This window comes from Frankia sp. CcI49, from assembly GCF_001983215.1.
Taxonomy (GTDB): domain Bacteria; phylum Actinomycetota; class Actinomycetes; order Frankiales; family Frankiaceae; genus Parafrankia; species Parafrankia irregularis.
In genome coordinates this window covers 198116-219535 of sequence record NZ_MOWP01000028.1, presented here as the reverse complement: position 1 = coordinate 219535, position 21420 = coordinate 198116, and the positions used below count along the sequence as shown (strand labels likewise).

The window sequence follows — 21420 nt, the reverse complement described above, 5'->3', positions numbered from 1 at the left end:
CCGAGAAACGTACGAAACCGACGGATGACAGGGCTGCCATCCGTCGGTTTCGACAATGCGAATCGCCACCGCCCTCCCGGAGCGGTGGAGAATTCACCGTTATGGGACGTCCGCTCAGGTGGCGGGTCCGGTCCTGTGTTCGAGAGCTCGACCGGGCGACCACCGAACGCCTGGATCTACCAGGACGCCTCCATCAGCGCCGGCATCGTGGCGCGCTCAGATGTCACTTCCGATGCTCGGAACTCCCTTCAGCAGGGCGCGCACCTCCGCCTCGCGGTACCGGCGGTGACCGCCCAGAGTCCGGATCGAGGTCAGCTTTCCGGCCTTCGCCCACCTGGTCACGGTCTTCGGGTCCACCCGAAACATCGTGGCTACCTCGGCGGGTGTCAGCAGCGGCTCGGCATCCGGCGTTCTCGTCGTCATTGCGTTGGCCTCCCGTCACAGAGCGTCGCTCCGTCCCATACAGATCGTGCATCCTTCGGGGGCATTTCGGACATGGCACGTCAGGACCATCTGCTGACTAGTCACAGCTCGTCCGAAGCGGAGGGCAACGCTGCGCTAACAGGAGGCTCCGATCAACTGGCGGATTCCCGTGACTGCAGGGGTCTCCACCTGATCAGCACGCGTTCGTACGCCTCGACCGCAAGGTCTGTTCGCCCTCGGCGTAACGCGCTGACCGCCTCGACGATGTCCTCGACCGAGCTGTCGCTCCTGAGCATGTCATCGTCCAGCAGGTCAACTAGTCCGTCGTAGTCCAGTTCGACCCTGCTCTGTGGATGGAAGGACCCCAGCCAACGGGCCAGCTCGGCGACGCCCTCGATCGCGGGGGCGTTCGCGTTGTCCGAGCGGAGCGTCTCCATCGCCTCCACCGCGCGACCGACCCGGCGGCGGGCGAGGCTCATCGTGGTCCGGTAGACCATCGAACGATCCGACCGGTCACCGGTGATCAGCGAACGCTCAGTCGGGTCGAACAGCACGAACCAGGTCGCCGGGACCATCCAGGTGCAGCTCTGCACATGAAGCTTGATCTCGGGGCGGCGAGCCTTCCACCGGTCGAGCTCGGTCTCGGCCGGATCGACCAGCCGGCGCGGCAGAAACGCCTCGGCGACCCGTTCCGGCATCAGGCCGCGGAACTCCTTCGCGGCCTGCCACACCCGAAGCTGGGTCGACCACGGGCACACGAACATCAGCCCGTCCACCCACTGGATGAACGCGGACTCGTCGGCGACGTCCAGCGACGGGCGCACGGTCGCGACCAGCGCCACCACCCGTTCGCGCCGGGCGCCGGCCCGCGAGGAGGGCGGACCGGAGGCGGAGGCGGCATAGCGCTGCCACCGGACCCGGTCCGGCGGCGGGAAGGCCGCCAACGGCTCGTAGATCCGCAGGTACGCGGCGGGCGAGACGACAGGCACCCTAGATCCCGGTGCCCGAGGAGGCGGCTACCGGCATGGCGGCTACCCGGYCGGGTGCGGACATGCCGCTGGATGCTGGCATGCCTCCGATCCTGACACGGACCGCGGCGGTCACGGGCCCGACGGCGATGAGAGGTCCGGCATCTCTGTCGCCGCGCTGCCACTGCTGTCGAGCAAGACCCGAGGGCCGTGGTCGCGGGGGAGCCGGTCGCGGAACCCCGAGCGTCGGACTTCCGCCCGATGCCTCCTTCCGCCCGATGCCTCTACTGCTGCGCAAGAAGCGAGGATTTCGGCTGCTACAACCACCAGGATCTTCACCCCTTGCACATCACCAAGTGGCCACCCGCCCCGCTTGCGGCTGTTTGGTGTGAATTGCTGGCGGACGGTGCGGCGGCGGGCTGCGTCGTAGTGTTCGCCGAGAGCGGCCGGTAGGGGTCCGCGGCCCTCGGAAACATCCCGGGCGGCCTGTGGGCCCCGGCCCAGTCGGGGCGCCGGCCCGTGGAGCGTCCGGACCAGGAGGGCTCAGGCATGTCATCAGATCCGCACGGGCTGGACCTCGGCACGTCCACCGTCGCCTCGTCGGTGTTCGACGTCGCGGCCGAGCACGAACAGGTGGTGTTCTGCTCCGACCAGGCCAGCGGCCTGCGCGCGATCATCGCCGTCTACTCGACCGCGCTCGGCCCGGCGCTGGGCGGCACCCGGTTCCACGCCTACCCGGACGAGGCGTCCGCGCTCACCGACGCGCTCGCGCTCTCCCGCGCGATGGCCTACAAGGCCGCCTGCGCGGGCCTGGACCTCGGCGGCGGCAAGGCGGTCATCCTCGGCGACCCGACCCGGGACAAGACCGAGGCGCTGCTGCGTGCCTACGGGCGCTTCGTCGCCTCCCTCGGCGGACGTTACATCACCGCCTGTGACGTCGGCACCTACGTCGAGGACATGGACGTGGTGGCGCGGGAGACCCGCTGGGTGACCGGGCGATCCCCCGTCCACGGCGGCTCGGGCGACTCGGGGGTCCTGACCGCCTACGGCGTCTTCGAGGGCATGCGTGCCTGCGCCCGGCACAGATGGGGGACGCCGTCACTGGCCGGCCGCCGCGTCGCCGTCAGCGGAGTCGGCAAGGTCGGCCAGCGCCTCGTGGAGCACCTGTTGGCCGACGGCGCGACCGTTCTGGTCAGTGACATCGATCCGGCCGCCGTACGGCGCGTACAGGAGCGCCACGACGAGGTGCTGCCGGTGGCCGACCCCGACGAGCTGATCCGGATGGAGGTCGACGTGTACGCGCCCTGCGCGCTGGGCGGCGTCATCACGACTCCCCTGGTGCCCGAGCTGCGGGCGGAGATCATCTGCGGCGGCGCCAACAACCAGCTCGCGGACGCGGGCGTCGACAAGGTCCTCGCCGACGCGGGCGTGCTCTACGCGCCCGACTTCGTGGTCAACGCCGGCGGCCTGATCCAGGTCGCCGACGAGATCGAGGGGTACTCCCCCGAACGGGCCAGGGCCAGGGCCGCGCGGATCTTCGACACGACCAGCGACGTCCTCGACCTCGCCGCGGCCGAGGCGGTCACCCCGGCCGTGGCCGCCGGGCGGTTCGCACAGCGGCGGATGGCCGACATCGGCCGGCTGCGCGGCATCCTGCTCCCCGACCCGCGCGCCTGACCAGCGGCCCACGGGCTCCGAACGTCCGCGGCGCCCGACGCCAGCACCGTGGTGCGCGCCACGCCGAAGCGTTCTGCGCTCGCCGGTCATGGCTGCACCTGTCACCGAACACGCCACCACGGGCGGGAAATCGTGATGATGACCACATCCGACAGGCCTCCTACCAGCACCGCAGCGGGCCCGCGTGCCCACTGTCAGGGAGGTCCGGGGACCGCCGGAGGGCCGCCGACGATCTCCCGGACGCTGTCCGTCGACAGGTAACTGTCGGGTTGGCGTGCCGAGTAGGCTGCGATCCCTGTAGTCTCGGGAAGCACGAGACAGTGAGAGCACCGGGGCGGGTCCCCGTCGTCATGTTCGAGGGGGTCGAGCCATGGGGCGCGGCCGAGCGAAGGCCAAGCAGACGAAAGTCGCCCGCGAGCTCAAGTACAACTCGCCCACAATGGATCTCGACCGATTGAAGGCGGATCTGGGCGCGGGTACCTCGCGGGAGACCGAGAGCGACGAACCGTACTCGGATGACGACTACGGTTACGACTCTTACCTGGACGATGAGGACGAGCGCTAGCACCGCTCGTCCCCCTGACTCCGGGGCCGCCCCTGCCGATGCCGCTCGTCCAGGAAGCTCTGGAAGAGCAGAGCATGGCCACCTGGCCTCAGGTAGCCATGGGCATCGGCATCAGATCGTGTCCGGTACGCCCGCCTTGTGCGGGCACACCGGGCGCCGAGCTGAGGTTGGGCAGAGCCGCCGGTGCCGCGCGCTTCGGCGTCGTCTTCCGGGTTTCCGAAGGGCAGCGTCATCCCGGCCAGGGAGGATCGCCACGGCGATGCTCCGCGCCCGGCGATGGCCTGGCAGTTTTTCATGATCGGCGACCGCAGCTGCAGCGCGCGTGGGAAAATCTCGAGCAACGGCGGATCCGGGGTCACCGACACCGACTTTGGCCTGGCCATCCCCGCCCACTCGCCGCAGGGCAGTCCGCCAAGGATGCCACGCCGTCACGCAGCGTTGACGATTCACCTTAAAAACGACAAAAGTCGCGCAGAGTCGCCTGACCACTCGCAAGAGTGGAGGATTTTGGTCGTTATAACGACCAAAATCCGCCGCTCTTGTCAGGCGGCAGCCGCAGCCCGTAGCTCAGGGGTTCGCGCCACGCCCTGCAGCAGCAAGGATCCTCACTTCTTGCCGATCACCAAGCGGCTCCGTGCCCCGCTTACACCGCCACCGCCACCGCCGGAGGCATCAGCGATGCGCGCCGACGAGGCGGGCCGCACCGGCGTCCTGGGTTCCCCCTTCGGACCCTTCGGGCAGCGCCTCGATCTGCCCGGCGATCCAGGCGTGGACGCCACGCTCCTCCAGCGTCCGCACCGCCGTCTCCGCATCCGCGGCGGCAACGATCGCAACCATGCCGACGCCCTGGTTGAACGTGGCTTCCATGTCGGCTTCGCCGACGCCCCCGCGCTCGGCGAGGATGCCGAACAGGGCCGGCGGAGCCCAGGTGGACCGTTCCACGGTGGCCACCGCTCCGGCCGGGATGACCCTGGCCAGGTTCGCCGCGAGGCCGCCGCCGGTGATGTGGGCGAAGGCATGGACCTCGGCCGCCTCGATCACGGCGAGACAGTCCCGGGCATAGATGCGGGTCGGGGTCAGCAGCGCCTGCCCGAGAGTGGTGCCCAGCGCCTGCTCGTACCCGGCCAGAGCCGCCCTCCCCGCTTCGGAGACGCCTGCGGGCTGGTCAGGAACGGCCGGACCGAACAGGATGTGCCGTACCAGCGAGAAGCCGTTGGAGTGGAGACCGGATGACGCCATCGCGACCACCACGTCCCCCGGCCGGACCAGCTCCGGCCCGAGCACGGCGTCGGCCTCGACTACCCCGACCCCCGTCGCGGCCAGGTCGTAGTCGTCGATTCCCATGAGCCCGGGGTGCTCGGCGGTCTCCCCGCCGACGAGCGCGCACCCCGCCTGCTCGCAGCCGGTGGCGATACCGGAGACGATCGAGGCGATCCGCACCGGCTCAAGGGAGCCGCAGGCGATGTAGTCCAGCAGGAACAGCGGCTCCGCGCCGCAGACGACGAGGTCGTCGACCACCATCGCGACCAGGTCGATGCCCACCGTGTCGTGGACGTCCAGCGCCCTGGCGACCGCGATCTTCGTCCCGACCCCGTCCGTCGACGACGCCAGCAGCGGGCGGCGATAGCGGGCCACGTCCAGCGCGAACAGGCCGGCGAACCCACCGAGCGAGCCGACCACCTCGGGTCGGGTGGCCCGGGCGACATGCTGGCGCATGAGCGCGACGGCCCGGTCGCCGGCCTCGACATCGACCCCGGCGTCCCGGTACGAGACCGAACGCCCGTTCGGCGGGCCTGCGCCGTTCGTCAAAGCGAACCTCCAGTGGTTCGGGTCGGCACGAGCGGAACGGCGGCGATGTCGGCCCCGAGGTCCGTCCCGAGGTCCGCCTCAAGATCGGCTTCGAGGTCGGCGTCGTGGTTGTCCGGCGACGGGTCGGCGCCGTTCATCCCCAGCGTCACCCGGGCCTGTATCGCCTGGGCGATGACCTCTTCCGTCGTCTGCGGGCCGAACGACTCCAGGCGGTACTTGCCCAGCTTGTCGGTGTCTGCCAGCGGTACCGGATAGATCCCGTCGAAGCAGGCCCGGCACAACGAGTCGGCGGGCTGCTCGGAGGCCTCGATCAGCTCGTCGAGAGAGACGTAGGCCAACGAGTCGGCGCCGAGCGACTGCCTGATCTCCTCGACACCGCTGCCGCTGGCGATCAGCTCGGACCGGGTGGCGAAGTCGATGCCGTAGAAGCAGGGCCACCGCACCGGCGGCGACGAGATGCGCACATGCACCTCGGTCGCTCCGGCCTCGCGCAGCATCCGGATCAGGGCCCGCTGGGTGTTGCCGCGGACGATCGAGTCGTCCACGACGACCAGGCGGCGCCCCTCGATGACGTCCCGCAGCGGGTTCAGCTTGAGCCGGATGCCCCGCTGCCGGATGGTCTGCGACGGCTGGATGAACGTCCGGCCGACGTAGGAGTTCTTGACCAGGCCCTCCCCGAACGGGATGCCGGAGGCCTCGGCGAAACCGACCGCGGCCGGCACGCCGGACTGCGGCACCGGGATCACCAGGTCCGCCTCGGCGGGAGCCTCCAGCGCCAGCCGCCGCCCCACCTCGACCCGGGTGGCGTGCACCGACCGGCCGCCGATCGTCGTGTCGGGCCGGGCGAGGTACACGTACTCGAACAGGCACACATGCCGGTCGGCCTCGGCGAACCGCAGCGAGCGCGGGCCGTCCGCGTCGATGACGAGCAGTTCCCCCGGCTCGATCTCGCGGACGAAGGTGGCGCCCACGATGTCGAGGGCAGCGGTTTCGCTCGCGACGATCCACGCKCCGTCCGGGCGGCCGTCGAGCTGCCCCAGCACCAGCGGATGGATGCCATGGGGATCACGGGCGGCATACAGCGTCGACGCGTCCGAGAACGCGAGCGAGAACGCGCCCTTCAGCTGCGGCAGGACGTCCATCGCGGCCTCGGCGAGGGTCGGCCCCGGGTGGGCCGCGAGCATCGCGGTGATCAGGTCGGAGTCGGTGGTGGCCCCGAGGCCGCGCTCCCGTTCCCCAAGCACCGAGGCGAGCTCGACGATATTCGTCAGATTGCCGTTGTGACCGAGTGCGATCGGCCCGCCAAACGTGGCCGTCCGGTACGACGGCTGGGCGTTTTCCCAGGTGGACGAGCCGGTTGTGGAATACCGCGTGTGACCGACGGCGACATGCCCGGAAAGGCTCCCCAGCGTGATCTCGTCGAAGACCTGGGCGACCAGGCCCAGCTCTTTGAAGACCACCACGGTGCGACCGTCACCGACCGCAATCCCGGCGGCTTCCTGGCCTCGGTGCTGTAGCGCGTAGAGGCCGTAATAGGTGAGGTTCGCCACGTCCTCGCCGGGCGCCCAGACCCCGAACACCCCGCAGGCGTCCCGAGGGCCCGGATCGTCGTCGAGGAGGTCACTCCCAGCCAGATCACTCCCAGCCAGGTCGCCGCGAGCGGACCCGTCACGGCCGGGGCCGTTGTGGTGTTCCGGTGGACGAGCGGAGGTCGACTCCCGGCTGTTCGCGGAGTCGTCGCTGCCTGCGACGTGTGGCACCAGGTCTCCTAGAGAGGTCAGGGTGACCGAGATGTCGGGATAAACGGATCGGGTTCAGGGTGGATATGGCAATTCCCGGGACGCACATGACAACGCTCACATCAACGGACAGCCACGAGAAGCACCTCGGACCACCCGACGTTCACGCCCGGCCCCGACTCCCCACATAACCACGCTAGCAGCGGCGACGCCGATCAGCCGGCCGAGCCGGATCTCACCACCCCAGCGCCAGTGAAATCACAGCGGAAACACCACAAACACCGCATCGGACGCCTTCGGTTCGCTATATCACGCAGCCAGGGCCGACCGGCGCCACAAGCCGTGAATCGCCGGGTAGCGGTGGGAAGCAGGCCGCGTCGGCGGCCACGCCCGCACTCACCGCCAGCTGGGCAGCGGTAGCAGAGAGCGGAGATCGGCCCGTTCTCCGCTTGCCCGGACCCGGCCGTCCGCCACCGCCGTCTCCCAGTCGAGCCGGCCCGTCGCGACCATGACGAAGGCCACCGGCTCGGCCTCGACGACGTTCGGCGGCGTGCCGCGGGTGTGCCGGGGGCCCTCGACGATCTGCACCGCGGCGAAGGGCGGCACCCGCAGCTCCACCGAACGCCCGGGGGCACGCTCGGCGAGACTGGTCGTGAACAGCCGCACGGTCACCCTGAGTGCGGAACGCACCGGTGGGACACCGAGATCCAGGCCGTGCAGGACCGCCTCGGCGACGGCATCGGTCAGCAACGGGATCAGGTCCGCCCGCCCGTCCGGGGTGAGCGCAGCGCGGCTCACAAGCTGATCCTGGGCGTCGCGCTGTTCCAGGCGCAGCGCGGTCAGATCAGCGGTTGCGGCCGACACGGCGGCCCGCACCATCGCCCGCGGCCGGGTCTGGTCCGAAACGGCCGCCCCCGGCGCAGCGGCCCCGGAGACCACCGCGGGCGACGCGGGCAGCGCAGGCGACGCGGGCAGCGCAGGCGACGCGGGTTCGGAGGCCAGGGCGGTGTGCAGGGCGAGCGCACTTCGAGCGGCCCGGACTACCAGGTCGCCGACGGTCAGGCCGGGCCGCGCCGACGGCGTGGCGAGCTCCAGGTCGGAAAGGCGCTCGACGTGCTCGGCAAGCAGCTCCCACTGCTCGACCAGCGAGCTCGGCAATGTCAGGTCCACCCGGGTGGGGCGATCCCGGGCTGGCCGAGTCGCACCAGCTCGGCCGCCTCCCCGCGCGCGACCACCAGCGGCCACCGACGACCCTCCTGCCTGGTTTGCGCGTTCCCCCGTCCCGGAAGGCGATGCTAACCACCCTCGCTACGCAACACTCCGGCCACAGAGAAGGATGAGGCTGTGGATGTCACCCCGTTTGACACCGAGACGTTGCGAACCCGCGTGACCGAGGCCTGGGCCGCGTCCCCGAGCCGGTTCCGGGAGGACGCGAACGCGGAGGAGGACGCCGCCCTCGGTGCCTACCGGGACCGCCTCCTGGTGGAGCTGCTCCAGAACGCGGTCGACGCGGCCACCGCCGCCGGTGTGCCGGCGCGGGTTCTCGTCCGGCTGCGCTCGAAGCCCGCTCCGACCGGGCCGGGCAGGCCGGATCCAGGCACGACGGAGCTGGGCACGACGGAGTCAGGCGGCCTGCTGGAGATCGCCAACACCGGAGCGCCGCTCACCGCTGCTGGTGTCGAGGCGCTGTCGACGCTGCGTGCCTCGGCGAAGCGCGACGTCCAGGCGGTCGGGCGTTTCGGTGCCGGCTTCGCCGCGGTCCTCGCGGTGACCCAGACACCGTCGATCGTCTCCAGAACACTGCCGTCCGGCGACGGTCACGGCGGCGGCGCGGCGGACGGCTGGCGCGGCGTGGGCTGGTCACGGAGCCGCACCGCGGAGCTGGTGCGCGCGTCCGGGGTGGACGCCCTCGTCCACGAGCTCGACCGGCGGGCAGGGCAGGTTCCCGTGTTGCGCCTGCCGTTCACACTCGACGACCCGCCGGCCGGGCCCGCCGGCTACGACACCGTGGTCCGGCTGCCACTGCGGGACGAGGCCGCGGTGGCGACGGCGCGGGGTCTGATCGGCGAGCTGGACCCCACTCTCCCTCTGGTTCTGCGCGGCCTCGAAGAGATCGTCATCGATCTGGACGGGGAGGTCCGCACGCTCCGCTGCGAGTGGGAGCCCAGCCGCCCCGGGCCGAACGGAACCGATCTCGAAGTCGCGACCATCGACGGCACCCGCTGGCGCGGATGTGTGTACCGGGGCGGGATCCCACCCGAGCTGCTCGCGGACCGCCCGGTGGAGGAGCGTGGCCGGACCGGCTACACCGCGCGGGCGATGGTGCCGGACGGCGACTGGCCCGGCGATGTGACACGGGTCGTGCGCGCCCCTCAACCAACCGACGAGCCGATCAGCATTCCCGCTCTGATCAGTGTCGATCTGCCGCTCGATCCGTCGCGGCGGCACACCGTCCCCGGACCGCTGCGGGACTGGCTGACCGACCGGCTTGCCGAGGCGACGGTGGCACTGGCGATCCACCTCGGTGATCCCGCGGACGGACAGCCGCCCGGTCCGGCGCGGYTCGCCGCCCTGGACCTCGTTCCCACCGGGCTGCCCCGCGGCGAGGTGGACGGCCGGCTGCGTGACCGCCTCCTGGCGCTCCTTCCCGACGCACCGCTCTTCCCGGGCGACCGGACCGGCCGTGACTGCGCGGTTCTGGACCTCGGCCCCGCCACGGACTCCGTCACCGACCTGCTGCTTCCCACCGCCGCGCCCACCGGCGCCGGCAGCACAACGAGCGACGGCACCGCCGGCGACGGCGGTGCTGTCGACGGCGGTGCTGTCGACGGCGACGCTCGTCACGACGGCCTTCACGACGACGGCACCGAGAACGGCGCGGAGGACGACGCGATCATCGACGGTCTGCTGCCGGCCCGGTTCGCCGCACGGCGTCGCCGGCCGGCCCTGGACCTGCTCGGCGTCCGCCGGCTGGACACCGGTGGGGTGGTGGAGCTCCTGCGCGGTGTACGCCGGGATCCGTCCTGGTGGGCGAACCTGTATCCGATCCTGCTGACGGTGCCGGATCGGGACGCGCTCGGCGCGCTGCCCATCCCGGTGGTGGTCGTGCCCGAAACCGACGATCTCGACCGGTGGTCGGCCTTCGGCCCGGAGGGTGGTGCGCAGCCGGTCGCCGACGGGTCCGATCCGGTGATGCCGCCGCCCAGCCGGATGGTCACCGGACCACGTGGCGCGCTGTTGCCCACCCCCGACCTGGACGTCGTGTCCCTGGTCCGTTCGGGCCTGCCGCTGCGGGTCGTCCATCCCGACGCGTGCACGGGCACTGCCCGGGACGCACTGCGCACCCTGGGCGCGCTGGAGGGCACCCCGGCCGGCGTGCTGCGGGACCCGGCGGTGCGGGAGGCCGTCGTCCAGGCCGATCCCGAGGATGATCCCGACGACCTGGACGCACTGGCCAACGGGGTGCTGGCACTGGTGCGCGACGCGATTGTGGAGCACGGCCACGCCCGGGCGGGCGGTTCCGCCACCGGCCCCGTGCCCGGACAGGACACCGACACCGACGGCGGCCTGACCGCCGATCAGCACGCCGACTCCGCTGACGCGCACGAGGATGCCGGCTCGCCCACCGGGTCTGGCCGGCCGGCGATGCCCGGCTGGCTCACCGCGCTGCTGCTCCCCGAGCTGGACGGTGGTTTCGCGCCCGCCGCCGAGCTCGTCATCGCGGACGGTCCGCTCGACCTCCTGCTGGCCGACGACGCCCCGTTCGGAACCCTCGACCCGCACGTCAGCAACGCCTGGCCGGTCCATGTCCTGGAGGCTGTCGGCGTCCTGCACACGTTCGGCGTCCTGCGCGCCGTGGAGGTGACCCTCGACCCGGACGAGCCGGTCCTGCTCGAGCTGGACGACAGCGACATCTGGGTGGACGAGGTCTACGAGTCCTCCGAACGGGCGGCTCCCGAGGTTCCGGGCGCCCCGCTGGTGGTCGAACGGTTCGCCGCCGTGCGGGACCTGGAGCTCGTCGACGAGGAGGCCTGGCCGGCGGCGCTCGCCGAGCTGGCCCGCCCGCCGCTGCGCCGGGTGGTGCTCGGCCGCGAGCCCTCCTACACCCGCTGGTGGCTGGCCCGGCACACGACGCTGCCGACAGCCGACGGGTCCGGCGCCCGGCTGCCACCGCGGGAACTGGTGCTGCCCGGTGCCGATCCCCTGCTCACCGGGTTGTTCGCACCGGCCACGCCGCTGCCCGGGGTGGACGACGAGCTGCTGCGCGCGCTCGGCGCCCGCCGCACCCTCGACGACGTCCTCACCGACCCGGACGCGGTGATCGACCTGCTCGACCGGCTGGGCGACAGCGACCGCGAGATCGGCTGGCCGGCCGCACGGACGCTCTACATGGCCGCGGTGAGCGCCGCCGGACTGCTCGGTGCCGACCCAGACGGGGTGGTCGGACCCCGGCTCGACCCCCCGCTGACGGTCCGGACCCCGGCCGGCGTCTTCCCCGCGGACGAGGTCGTCGTGGTCGACGCGCCCGACCTGCTCGCGGTGGTGGGGGACGGCAGGCCCGTGCTGCGGCTGCCGCTGGACCGGGCGGCCGAGGCCGCGCATGTTCTCGGCCTGCGGCTGGCCTCCGACCTGGACGACTTCGAGCCGGTGGACGTCCCCGCCGGCACGGACGCGGCCGGCGGCGGGGAGGCGACGAGCCGAACCGTCGTCGTCTCCGCAAGCAGGGTCGTTCTCGACCACCTCGCCGCGGACGAGTCCGAGCCGGGGCCCGAGGACCTGCACGGGACGGATCTCGCCGCCGCGCCGGGGGCCGTCCGGCCGCTGGTGGCGCGGTACCACCTGCATCCGCAGCTGTGGATCACGGTGCCCGGCGGGCGGCAGGCCCGGGTTCCGTGGCGCGTCATCGGTGGCATCGGCGGCGTGATCCACGTCGATGCCCAGGCGGGCACGGACGCGCTCGCCCGGGCCCTGGCCTGGCAGGCCGGTCAGTGGGAACGCCGGCACGGCCTGGCCGCGGCCCTCCGCGATCCGGACGGCGCGCCGCTGCGGCAGGCCGAGGACGATCTCGACGATCTCTGATCGGCCTACCGGCGCCGCCGCCGGACCTGCGGTTCCACGGTGTCGCCGGACCCACAGCGCCGCGGTTCCGCGGTGCCACCGAACCCACAGCGCCGCGGTTCCGCGGTGCCACCGAACCCACAGCGCCGCGGTTCCGCGGTGCCACCGAACCCACAGCGCCGCGGTTCCGCGGTGCCACCGGACCAGCAGCGCCGTGCCAGCGGTCAGCCGGCTTCGGCCTCGGCCTCGGAACGCTCCTCGGCCGCACGCAGGCGATCTCGACGGCGGATGACGATCCAGAGCCCCGCCAGCCCCAGCCCGAAGCCGACGGCGGCGGTCGCGATCCACCACAGCCTGCCGTCGTCACGCAGGTCGTCGGCGAAGGGAATCATGACCAGGAACGCGACAAGCCAGACGACCGATCCCACGGCGACCGAACGGACCCCGTCGTAGGGAAGCGCCTGCAGCTCCGCCGGGCGCGAGCCGCCTCCACCCGGGACGTCGGCATTCGGGACGTCGGCATTCGGAGCGTCGACGTCCGGAGCGTCGGCACGCGACACGGTGGCCTCTGGCACGTTGACGTCTGGCACGTCGCCCTCCGGCCTCGGTGTGCTCATCGCCACGACGCTACCGTGGGCGCCGGTGCCCGTCCGCCACGCCGTGGCAGCCGCGGGACCGACAGCCGCGCCACCCGCGCGTCAGGCAGTGCCGGTGGACCTGCCTTCGTCCGCGCGTCAGCGGTGTGTCTCCAGCGCGCAGTCGCCACGCTCAAGCCACTCGTCGAAGGATCGGCCCGTCACCCGGGCGAGCAGGGCGATGTCGTCGACGTAGCGGTCGATGACCCGCGCACGCAGACCGGGTGGCAGCGGCGGGCCCGGTAGCGACTGCGCGCGCAGCGTGGTCAGCGCCGCGGCCATCGCATCGGCGGTGGCGGGACCGGCGGCCCGGATCCGGGTTCCCCCGGCGCGGGTCACCGCCGGCGGAAACATGCGGTCGACGCCGCGGGGCGGGGCGCCGGGGTCGACCGCGCCGACGAAGGAAAAGACCTCGCGTAACACGGATTCGGGCTGGGTGACCAGGTCCCGATATCGAACCAGCAAAACCTGGCTGGGCGGGAACAGGGTGTAGAGGCGCTGCAACGCGATGCCATAGCGGCCGTGTTCCGCGTACCACCACCGGCGCCGCCACCCCGCGGCCCGGCGCGCCGCCTCCGCGTCGAGCGCCTCGATCAGCGTCGGCAGGTGCTCCAGACCGGCCCGGCGCTGCGCGGACCAGTTCGCGTAGGCCCGCTCGACCGGGTCCCGCAGCACGACGACCATCCGGAGGTAGGGCAGCAGCTCGTGCATGCGCCGCTGCGCCGGGAAGTCCGCCAGGTAGTAGGGAGTGCATTCTCCCCGGGGCCGGCGGTCGCTTCCCGGAAACAGCTCCTCATAGTCCGACCGGCACCAGACGAACGGTTCCTCACCCATCGGATCAGGGACATCCCCAGCCGTCGAAGTCGCCGGGCCGGCAGCGGTGGGACGCACTCCGGCCGCAAGGAAGAAGCCAGGTTCGGCCGGCCGGGACATCACCAGACCGGGATGACGGGCCAGCGCCGCGTGCAGACCGGAGGTGCCGGCATCGGGGGCACCGATGACGGCGAAATCAGGCAGACCCACCCCGCCTCCTCCCCCGGAGCATGATTTCACATGCAGACCAGGAGCATATCTCCCTATTACCCATTGACGAACTTGGAAAGTGTCGAACGACCCGATGCCGGTACGACGCCTCGGCGCTTCCGCACCACCGATCGTTTCCGCTGATCACGACTTCTGGTGGCCGGCGAGGCGGACGAGGGCGGCGACGTCGTACACCTCGGGACGCGTCGCGACCTGGCCACCGGCGAACAGCACGGCTGGCGCCCGGGCCGACCATACGAAGCAGTGAGGGCGTTGGTCATCCCGGCGACCAACGCCCTCAACGCCTGCTCGGCAGCAGCGGCAATGCGGCGGCAGCCCGAAGCTTCGAACTGAAACCCACCGACTTCCGCTGCCAGGCCCCGCGTTACCCGTCGCCGGCTAGGTACGCGGTCGTCCCACCGTCACTGTGCCGTAGCGGCCGTTGTGATAGACGAGCGGAGCGAGCAGGCCGGCCGCGGAGTCGACCCGCGTCTCGGCGATCTCGGCGATCACCAGATGATGGTCGCCCGCGATCAGCCGGGAGCGGATCCGCGTCCGCAGCCAGACGGCCGCGTCGGCGAGCAGCGGCTCGCCGGTGGGAAGGGTCCGCCAGCGAGTCGGCTCCGCGAAACGGTCGATCCCGGGAGTCGCGAACCGGGCCGCCAGCTCCTCCTGATCGTCGGACAACAAATGGACCACGAGACCCGTGGCAGCGGCCAGGGCCGGCGCGCACGACGACGTGATCGCCACCGAGAACGACAGCAGCGGCGGGTCCGCCGAGAGCGACGCGACCGAGGTGGCGGTGAACCCGACCGGCCCGTGCGGGCCGGGCATCGTCACGATGGCCACCCCGGCCGCGTGCCCGCGGAAGACACGGCGCAGCGCGGCCGGGTCGATCAGCTCGGGCTCGGCACCGAGGGCGGTGGACGTCACAGGACTGCCCCGGCCAGACCGGCGCGCAGAGCGGTCCTGACCCCGACCGCCACCCCGGATGAACCGGATGACGAGGCCCCGGATCCGGATCCGGTCACCGGCACCGCGGACGCCGCCGGCGCGAGAACGGCGGGAACAGGCCTGGCCGGCTCCGTCCGAGTCGTGTCGGACCGCACGGCGTCAGACCGCACGGCGTCAGACCGCACGGCGTCAGACCGCACCGCGTCGGACGGCACGGGCGATGGCGCCGCCTCGGCGTGGGCGGGGCGGTCATCCTCGGCATCGTGGGCTGGACGGGCCGCCCCCGCGTTCGCCGCCACGCTGGCCCGCAGCGCGGACACGTATGAGACCACCCAGGAGTCGAAGACGACGTCCAGGTCGGGGATCTGCTCCTCGATCACGGCGAAGGAACGCGCCGGCACCGCAGCGCCGAGCTCGACGAGGACCGGGCGCAGATAGGCCTCGCCCGCGAAGGAGTGATCAGGCGCCGCCGACAGGACCAGCGGGATGGCGGTGACTCCCCGCAGCGCACCGCCCGGCAGCAGGTCCAGGAAGACCTTGAGCAGTCCCGTGTAGCTGCCCTTGTAGACGGGCGAGGCGACGATCAGCAGGTCGGCCGCGGCCACCGTCCTGGCCGCGGCGGCGACCCGGCTGTCACCGTCGAAGAGGTGGCGGGCCAGCTCCGCCAGGTCGATGATCTCGACACTGGCGGCCGGCAGATCCTCCGTGATCCGCTCGACGAGACCGCGCGCGACGGCGAGCGTTCGGGAGCCCGTGCGCGGACTACCGCTGAGGACGACCAGGCGGGGCCGTACGAGCAGCCCGGACTGAGTGTCTGGCTGCGTGCGCGGCAGCGTGTGCGACGTGGACGGCGGCACCGGGCGTGAGGACTGGATCATGATCGGCCTTCCGGTCTGGTCGAGCGCCGGCGCTGCGGCCTCGGACCTGCTCAGACCGCGTTCGCGGCCACGAGCCCTGACGGATTCCCCTTGACGCGTGCACCGACGGTGAGGCCGATCGGCTATGGCGAGGCAGGGACTGACGTGAGACGGGAACGCACGACGAAGCTCGGACCTGGGCCCTGGTGCTGACACGGTGCCGCGATCATCGCGGCGGCAGGCCCACGGAATCCGCTCCGTCAGCGGACGCACCGGCTACAGCGGCACCGGGTGACGCGGCCGTAGTCGACACAGCGCCGGCGCGTGAGCAGCGGGCGGGACACGAACCAGAAAGCCAACCACGCACGGTGGGCCGGCAGCGCTCGGTCGTTGGAGAGTACGCGAGCGGCCACGTCCAAAACTGTGCGAGCAGGTCTTTGTTCAGTCAAGAAGTGATAAAGTGAGTCAGATCACACTGTAATTTCATTGGCCGAGTATCGCTGTACGTGTTTCCGTTGCTGCTGTGTTGAAGCCGACCTACCTCGTCAAGCGGGGGCACATCGACCTGTTGCGGGTCGCCTCCGCCGCCTGTTCGGCCACCTGACACCGCAGTCGACATCCCGCGCGCGGTGCGCGCGGTGACTGTCGCGCGGTGAGCGCCCCGGCCCCGCGATCGCCGTGCCGGGCCCCGGACACCGGACGCCGGCCGGCACTCCCCGCGGCAGCACGCCACGCGGCAGGCGCGGCCAGCCATGCCCGCCGCCACCGCAGGCGCCCCCTGGCCGTCAGGCCGCAACTGATCGTCCGGTCGCACCCCCTGAGGCTGCGGACGGATCCCCACCGGCCGACGCCGACCACATAGATGATCTTCGCCCGGGCGCGCACCCGGGCAGGAGCCCACCATGCTCCCGACCGTGCCGTTCGTTGTGTTTCGCTGATCTCCCTGGAGGCGTCCGTGACTGCCTACGCCGGTTTCGTCGAGAGAACGACCGTGGGAGGTGACGTGGACATCGACCGCGTCGCCTGGCAGGTCCTGGTCGACGGGCAGCCGATCGACCTCACCTACCTGGAGTTCGAGGTCCTCGACTACCTCGTGCGCCATCCGGGGCGGGTGCACAGCCGCGAGAAGCTCCTGCGCGAGGTGTGGCACCAGGATCCGGACGCGCTCGGCGCCTCCGCGCCGCGCACCGTCGACGTCATGATCACCCGGCTGCGGCGCAAGCTCGGCCGGGGCCACCGGGACCGCATCGAGACAGTCCGGCGAGTCGGCTACCGCTACCGGGACGCCGCGGAGCCCCTCAGCTCCCATTCGCTCTCGACCCGGTAGGTGGGGGCCGGCCCACCGTCGCTGCTCATCAGCGTGATCGCTCCCGCGGACCAGGACGATCCCGCGATGGCCTCGTCGAGCTCCCGCACCACCTCCCGCAGGTCCGGGCTGGTGCCGGCCGGTACCCGGGCCAGGGTGAGGTGGGCCCGGAACGGGCGGTCATCACCGTGGTCCGCACCGGCTCTGGCCGCCGCCCGGCGCACCCCGGTGGCCAACGGCCCGAGATCACCATTGACGCGGGCCCAGAGCACCCGCCCGCCGAAGTGGCCAGCGCCGCCCAGCCGCACCTCGACCGGTGGGTGACGACGGGCGACGCGCCCGAGCCGCTCGGCGAGCGCCGGACGCACGGCCGGGTCGACGGGGCCGAGGAACGCCAGCGTCACGTGCCACTGCGGCGGGCTGCTCCAGCGCAGCCGCGGCTCCGGCCGCCCGCTCACCCTGGCGATCGCCGCCGCCAGGCCGTCGACGACCTCCGGTGGTGGCAGCAGCGCGACGAAGTACCTCATCGGGAACACTCAACACCGCGCCGCGCCACCAGCCCGCACCACCAGCCCGCGCCGCCGCGCAGCCAGCCCGTACCCGCCGCGCCCGGCCCGATCGGGCACCCCCGTAGGGCGTGACGAGGTCTGGTCACGGCGGGCTGGTTCGACTGGGTGGTCTGACGACGGGATCGGCCCGACCGCCCACCCTCGGGTGGTGTTCGGATGCACTATCGGAGCTGTGACGACGGTCCCCGAACTGGTGGCACCCCGCGATCCCGGTCTGTCCCGGGCCTGGCGTTCCGACCGTCGCGCCGCACGGCGCGACGAGCCCGATCTCCCGGTCGCGATGGCCCTTGTTACTGACGGTTCGGAGCTCTCCACGGCGGATGTCCTGCGCGACGCGGGCGTCGACGTCGTCGGTCTGCTGGCCCCGGAACCGTTGGAATCACTGGCCTGGGCGGCCGAGGCCGGAGCGCCCCGCGCCTACAGCGATCTGATCGCCCTGCTGTCGGACGACATCGAGGCGGTCTGCGTCGAGATGGCCCCGCCGGCGTCGGACATCGTGGCCCGCCGGGCCGCCGAAGCAGGCCTGCATGTCCTGCTCGCCAAGCCGGCCACCGCCGAGGCGGAGTCGCTGCGCGCCGTCGCCGACATCGCGGAGGACGCCGATCTGGCACACGTCGTCGCCTTGGACGGCCGGGCCTGGCCGGCGGCGTGGCACGTCCAGGCATCCGTCCACTCGCTCGGCCGGCTCAGCCAGATCACGGTGGTCGGGGCACCCGCCGGCCCGGTCGGTCGCGCCGAGATGATCGATCTCGCCCTGCGCTGGTGCGGCGAGATCGTCGCCGTGTGCGCGGATCCGGGCAGCATGCCCGCGACCGCCCTCACCCCGGACGCCCCGGTGACCCTGGCGCTGCTCGCGGCCAGCGGGACGACGATCCTCATCAACGAGCGCATGAGCGGCGAGATCGCCACCGCGGTCGTCACGGTGTGCGGCGATGTGGGGCGGATGGTCGTGCAGGGCCGGCGGGTGCGCCGCCAGGACAGCACCGGCGTCCGGGACCTGTGGATGCCGACGGTTCCCGCCGAGCGGCCCGGCCTGGTCGAGGCGACCTATGACGTCGTGCGTGCCGCGGAGCTCAACGATCCGGCGCTGGTGCGCGGCGCCACCTTCCACGATCTGCTCACCGCCAGCCGGCTTCAGGTGGCGGCCTCCGCGTCCCGCAAGCGTGGCGGATGGGTGGAGCTTTGAGCTGCTTCAGAGGCCGGCGAGGCGGTCAAGGATGGGAGCGGCGGCCTTCAGCGCGTCGACCTCGTCCGGTGCGAGGTCCTCGAGGTGCTCGGCCAGCCACTCGTCCCGGCGGCGGCGGTCCGCGGCGAGCAGTTCCCGGCCCGCCTCGGTGACCTCGGCGATCACCTGACGTCCGTCGGAGGGGTGCTGGCCCCGGTTGACGAGCCCGGCCTCGGCCAGGAGCGTGATCACCCGGGTCATCGACGGTGGCTGCACGCGCTCGTATGCGGCGATCTCGCCGAGCGTCATCGGGCCGTGCCGCGCGAGCGTGGCGAGGGTCGCGACCTGGGTCGGCGTCAGGGTGCTCGAACGTTCCTGGCGCATTCGCCGCGACAACCGCATCACGGACATACGCAGGGTGGAGGCAAGCTCTGCCACGCCTACGTTGTCCATTCCCCGAAAGTACTGGTTAGCGTCGCTAATGTTCAAGAACTGCGGGACCCGTCGCAGCGCGGCTGGAGCGGGTCCGTGACGGGCGCCGGGAGCCGGCCACCCCCCGGTAGCGTCCGGCTCCCGACCGACCCGGGCCAGCTGCCCGCGACCAAGCCTTCGGCGCGGGAGGGCCGCATCCACTATTCACCGGAGCCGTCGTTCCTCGCTTCCGGGACAGCTCCACGTTTTCGGGGTACTTTCCACCCCAGCTTCTGGGGGGTAACACCCAGCCGGACATGACCGGTGTGTCACCCTTACCGGGTGAGATCGTCACGCCCGGCGAGACGTTGACGTGCCGGCCCCCAACCTGTCGCCAGGTAGGACGTCCACAGCCACCGCCGGCACTCCGGCGTCCCAGGCACCCGGCCAGCGGCTTGCCCGGTCGCTGACCAGCGCCGTCACCCGGCACCGGCTCGTTTCCCTGGTGACGGCCGGCCTGGTGACGTCGTTGCTGGCGATCGCGGCGCAATGGCCCGCCTGGGCCAGGACGCCGTTTCCGGCGACGCTGAACGTGCTCGTCGTCCTCACCTTCGTCCTCACCGGCCTGCTGCTCCTCGACGAGGACGCACTCAGCAGCGTGAGCTGGGCGTTCGTCCTGGGCGGCCTGCTGTGGGCGGTGAGTTGGACCGCCACCTGGGAACACGGCCCGAGCGCCGTGATCTCCTCGTTCGCCTACACCCATTTCTGGGTCTGCCTCGGCTGGGGTGTGCTCCGCTACCCGCACGGGCGCCTCGTCGGGGCCGTCGACCATCTGATGGTGGCCGTCGCCGTCGCGGTCATCCCCGTCGGCAACCTGGTGCTGATCGGGCTGTGCCGGCCGGAGACCCTGGGCTACCGGCCGGACGTGTGGTGGTACGGGTCCGCGATCGACCCGGGCGTCTTCGAGGTGGTCGTCAACATCCTCGACGGCCTGACCATCGCCGTCGTCGTCGCCTTCGGGCTGGTCATCGGCCGCCGCCACCGACGGGCGTCGGCGCTCGAGCGGCGCACCCTCGGCCCGGTCTCGCTGGGCCTGCTCACCGCCTTCGTGATGGCCTCCGTGGTGAACCTGTTCGTCTACTACCCCCAGGGCGGGGCCATCGACCCGATCTTCATACCGATGGCCGCGACCCTGTTCGCCATTCCGGCGTCGTTCGCCGCCGCCGCGGCGCGCCGTCACCTGGCCCGTGGCCGCATCGCCCAGCTCCTGAGCACACTGAGTACCCCACCGACACCGCGGGCGGTGCGTGAGGTGCTGCGCGCGGCGCTGGGCGACGAGAGCGCGCAGATCTACCTGTGGGTACCCGAGCGAGGTGTGCACATCGACAGCGACGGCCGGCCGGCCATCCCGCCGGCCACCGACGACACGCTGCTCACGCTGCCCGTCCGCACCACCTCGGGCGCGCCGCTGGCGGTGCTGTCCGCCCGGTCATCGCTGGAGCGCGACCGCGACCTGGTGGACGTCGCGCTGAACGCCAGCGCCATCGTGCTGGAGAACGCACGACTTCACGCCATGGTCGCCTCCCAGCTCGACGCGGTGCGGACCACCCGAACGCAGCTCATCGAGGTCGGTCTGGCCGAGCGCCGCCGGATCGAGCGGGACCTGCACGACGGCGCCCAACAGCGCCTGCTGGCCCTCGCCGCCCGCCTGGGGCTCGCCCAGGCCCAGGCAACAGACGAGGCCACGGCCACCGCGCTGGCAGCCGCCTCCGCCGATCTCCGGGCCGCGTTGGAGGAACTGCGCGGACTGGCCCGCGGAATCCATCCGCCGATCCTGCGGGAACGAGGGCTGAAGGCCGCGTTGGAGGACATCGCGGGCCCGCTGCCCCTGGTGGTCGATCTTCGAGTCCCGGACCAGCGTTTCGACACCACGTTGGAGACCACTGCGTACTACACCGTGAGYGAGGCGCTGGCGAATACCGTCAAACACGCCGAGGCCACCCATGTGCAGGTTACGGTGCGAATGTCCGGTGACCGGCTCCTGGTTCAGGTCGCCGACGACGGCAAAGGCGGAGCCGTGATAAGCGAAAGCGGCGGCATCGCCGGCCTGGGTGAGCGCGTCCGCGCGCTCGGCGGGGAAATCATGCTGTCCAGCCCGCCGCATTCCGGCACCCGGCTGACCGCGGTAATCCCGGCCACAACCCACTGATGTGATGCCACCGCCCTAATGCCACTGCTGTAATGCCACTGATGCGATGACC

General features: G+C 71.8%; 17 protein-coding genes. 6 read left to right on the top strand and 11 right to left on the bottom strand.

All coding sequences use genetic code 11. The annotated features are described in order from the left end of the window. Positions 1–216 precede the first annotated feature (216 nt). Positions 217–423, bottom strand: coding sequence for a developmental transcriptional regulator BldC (gene bldC / locus CcI49_RS25785; protein WP_006540950.1), 207 nt, complete (start codon positions 421–423; stop codon positions 217–219). A 152-nt stretch (positions 424–575) separates the two neighbouring features. Continuing rightward, entirely contained in the window at positions 576–1412 is an 837-nt protein-coding gene (locus tag CcI49_RS25780; RefSeq protein WP_054568741.1) for a hypothetical protein, read from the bottom strand. Positions 1413–1940: 528 nt separating this feature from the next. Between CcI49_RS25780 and CcI49_RS25775 the strand changes: the two genes are divergently transcribed. Both CcI49_RS25775 and CcI49_RS25770 read left to right on the top strand, forming a co-directional pair. After that, a complete protein-coding gene (locus CcI49_RS25775; protein ID WP_054568742.1) occupies positions 1941–3068 on the top strand; it encodes a Glu/Leu/Phe/Val dehydrogenase dimerization domain-containing protein in 1128 nt (375 codons plus the stop codon). 370 nt (positions 3069–3438) lie between these two features. Further along, positions 3439–3633 carry a DUF3073 domain-containing protein gene (locus CcI49_RS25770; protein WP_006540947.1) on the top strand — a complete coding sequence of 65 codons (195 nt, stop codon included), beginning with the start codon at positions 3439–3441 and terminating at the stop codon, positions 3631–3633. 672 nt (positions 3634–4305) lie between these two features. On the opposite strand, the gene purM is transcribed toward CcI49_RS25770, so the two are convergent. The 3 genes from purM to CcI49_RS25755 form a co-directional block, all read right to left on the bottom strand. Further along, positions 4306–5442: a phosphoribosylformylglycinamidine cyclo-ligase gene (gene purM / locus CcI49_RS25765; RefSeq protein WP_054568743.1), complete on the bottom strand. Its 1137-nt coding sequence runs from the start codon at positions 5440–5442 to the stop codon at positions 4306–4308. Then, positions 5439–7202: an amidophosphoribosyltransferase gene (gene purF / locus CcI49_RS25760; protein WP_054568744.1), complete on the bottom strand. Its 1764-nt coding sequence runs from the start codon at positions 7200–7202 to the stop codon at positions 5439–5441. Before purF ends, purM begins: the two co-directional genes overlap by 4 nt. Before the next feature lie 375 nt (positions 7203–7577). Next, positions 7578–8351: a sterol carrier family protein gene (locus CcI49_RS25755; protein ID WP_076830071.1), complete on the bottom strand. Its 774-nt coding sequence runs from the start codon at positions 8349–8351 to the stop codon at positions 7578–7580. A gap of 174 nt (positions 8352–8525) precedes the next feature. On the opposite strand from CcI49_RS25755, the gene CcI49_RS25750 reads away from it, so the two are divergent. Beyond that, a complete protein-coding gene (locus tag CcI49_RS25750) occupies positions 8526–12260 on the top strand; it encodes a molecular chaperone Hsp90 (RefSeq protein WP_076830068.1) in 3735 nt (1244 codons plus the stop codon). Between the two features lie 203 nt (positions 12261–12463). Here the strand turns inward: CcI49_RS25750 and CcI49_RS43565 are convergent, their stop codons facing one another. The 4 genes from CcI49_RS43565 to CcI49_RS39925 form a co-directional block, all read right to left on the bottom strand. Next, entirely contained in the window at positions 12464–12856 is a 393-nt protein-coding gene (locus CcI49_RS43565; protein ID WP_235498172.1) for a DUF2530 domain-containing protein, read from the bottom strand. A 117-nt stretch (positions 12857–12973) separates the two neighbouring features. Beyond that, a complete protein-coding gene (locus CcI49_RS25740) occupies positions 12974–13897 on the bottom strand; it encodes a sulfotransferase (protein ID WP_076830064.1) in 924 nt (307 codons plus the stop codon). Positions 13898–14296: 399 nt separating this feature from the next. Next, positions 14297–14830, bottom strand: coding sequence for a flavin reductase family protein (locus CcI49_RS25735; RefSeq protein ID WP_054568748.1), 534 nt, complete (start codon positions 14828–14830; stop codon positions 14297–14299). Further along, positions 14827–15729, bottom strand: a complete 903-nt coding sequence (locus tag CcI49_RS39925) for an NAD(P)H-dependent oxidoreductase (RefSeq protein WP_083749702.1) — start codon at positions 15727–15729, stop codon at positions 14827–14829. The genes CcI49_RS25735 and CcI49_RS39925 overlap by 4 nt, the downstream gene beginning before the upstream one ends. 934 nt (positions 15730–16663) lie before the next feature. Here CcI49_RS39925 and CcI49_RS25725 point away from each other — a divergent pair. Beyond that, positions 16664–17035, top strand: coding sequence for a winged helix-turn-helix domain-containing protein (locus CcI49_RS25725; protein ID WP_054569134.1), 372 nt, complete (start codon positions 16664–16666; stop codon positions 17033–17035). Here CcI49_RS25725 and thpR read toward each other — a convergent pair. After that, positions 16984–17541 (bottom strand): RNA 2',3'-cyclic phosphodiesterase, encoded by a 558-nt coding sequence (gene thpR / locus CcI49_RS25720; protein ID WP_054569135.1) that lies wholly within the window; start codon positions 17539–17541, stop codon positions 16984–16986. The two genes, CcI49_RS25725 and thpR, sit on opposite strands and share 52 nt — an antisense overlap. Before the next feature lie 214 nt (positions 17542–17755). Between thpR and CcI49_RS25715 the strand changes: the two genes are divergently transcribed. Continuing rightward, the gene (locus tag CcI49_RS25715; RefSeq protein WP_054568749.1) at positions 17756–18769 is read left to right on the top strand and encodes a Gfo/Idh/MocA family oxidoreductase; all 1014 of its coding nucleotides are present in this window, start codon (positions 17756–17758) and stop codon (positions 18767–18769) included. A gap of 6 nt (positions 18770–18775) precedes the next feature. Here CcI49_RS25715 and CcI49_RS25710 read toward each other — a convergent pair whose 3' ends face one another. Next, positions 18776–19201 carry a MarR family transcriptional regulator gene (locus CcI49_RS25710; protein ID WP_006543719.1) on the bottom strand — a complete coding sequence of 142 codons (426 nt, stop codon included), beginning with the start codon at positions 19199–19201 and terminating at the stop codon, positions 18776–18778. Between the two features lie 331 nt (positions 19202–19532). Here CcI49_RS25710 and CcI49_RS25705 point away from each other — a divergent pair, with 331 nt between their 5' ends. Beyond that, positions 19533–21368: a histidine kinase gene (locus CcI49_RS25705; RefSeq protein WP_116437498.1), complete on the top strand. Its 1836-nt coding sequence runs from the start codon at positions 19533–19535 to the stop codon at positions 21366–21368. Positions 21369–21420 lie beyond the last annotated feature (52 nt).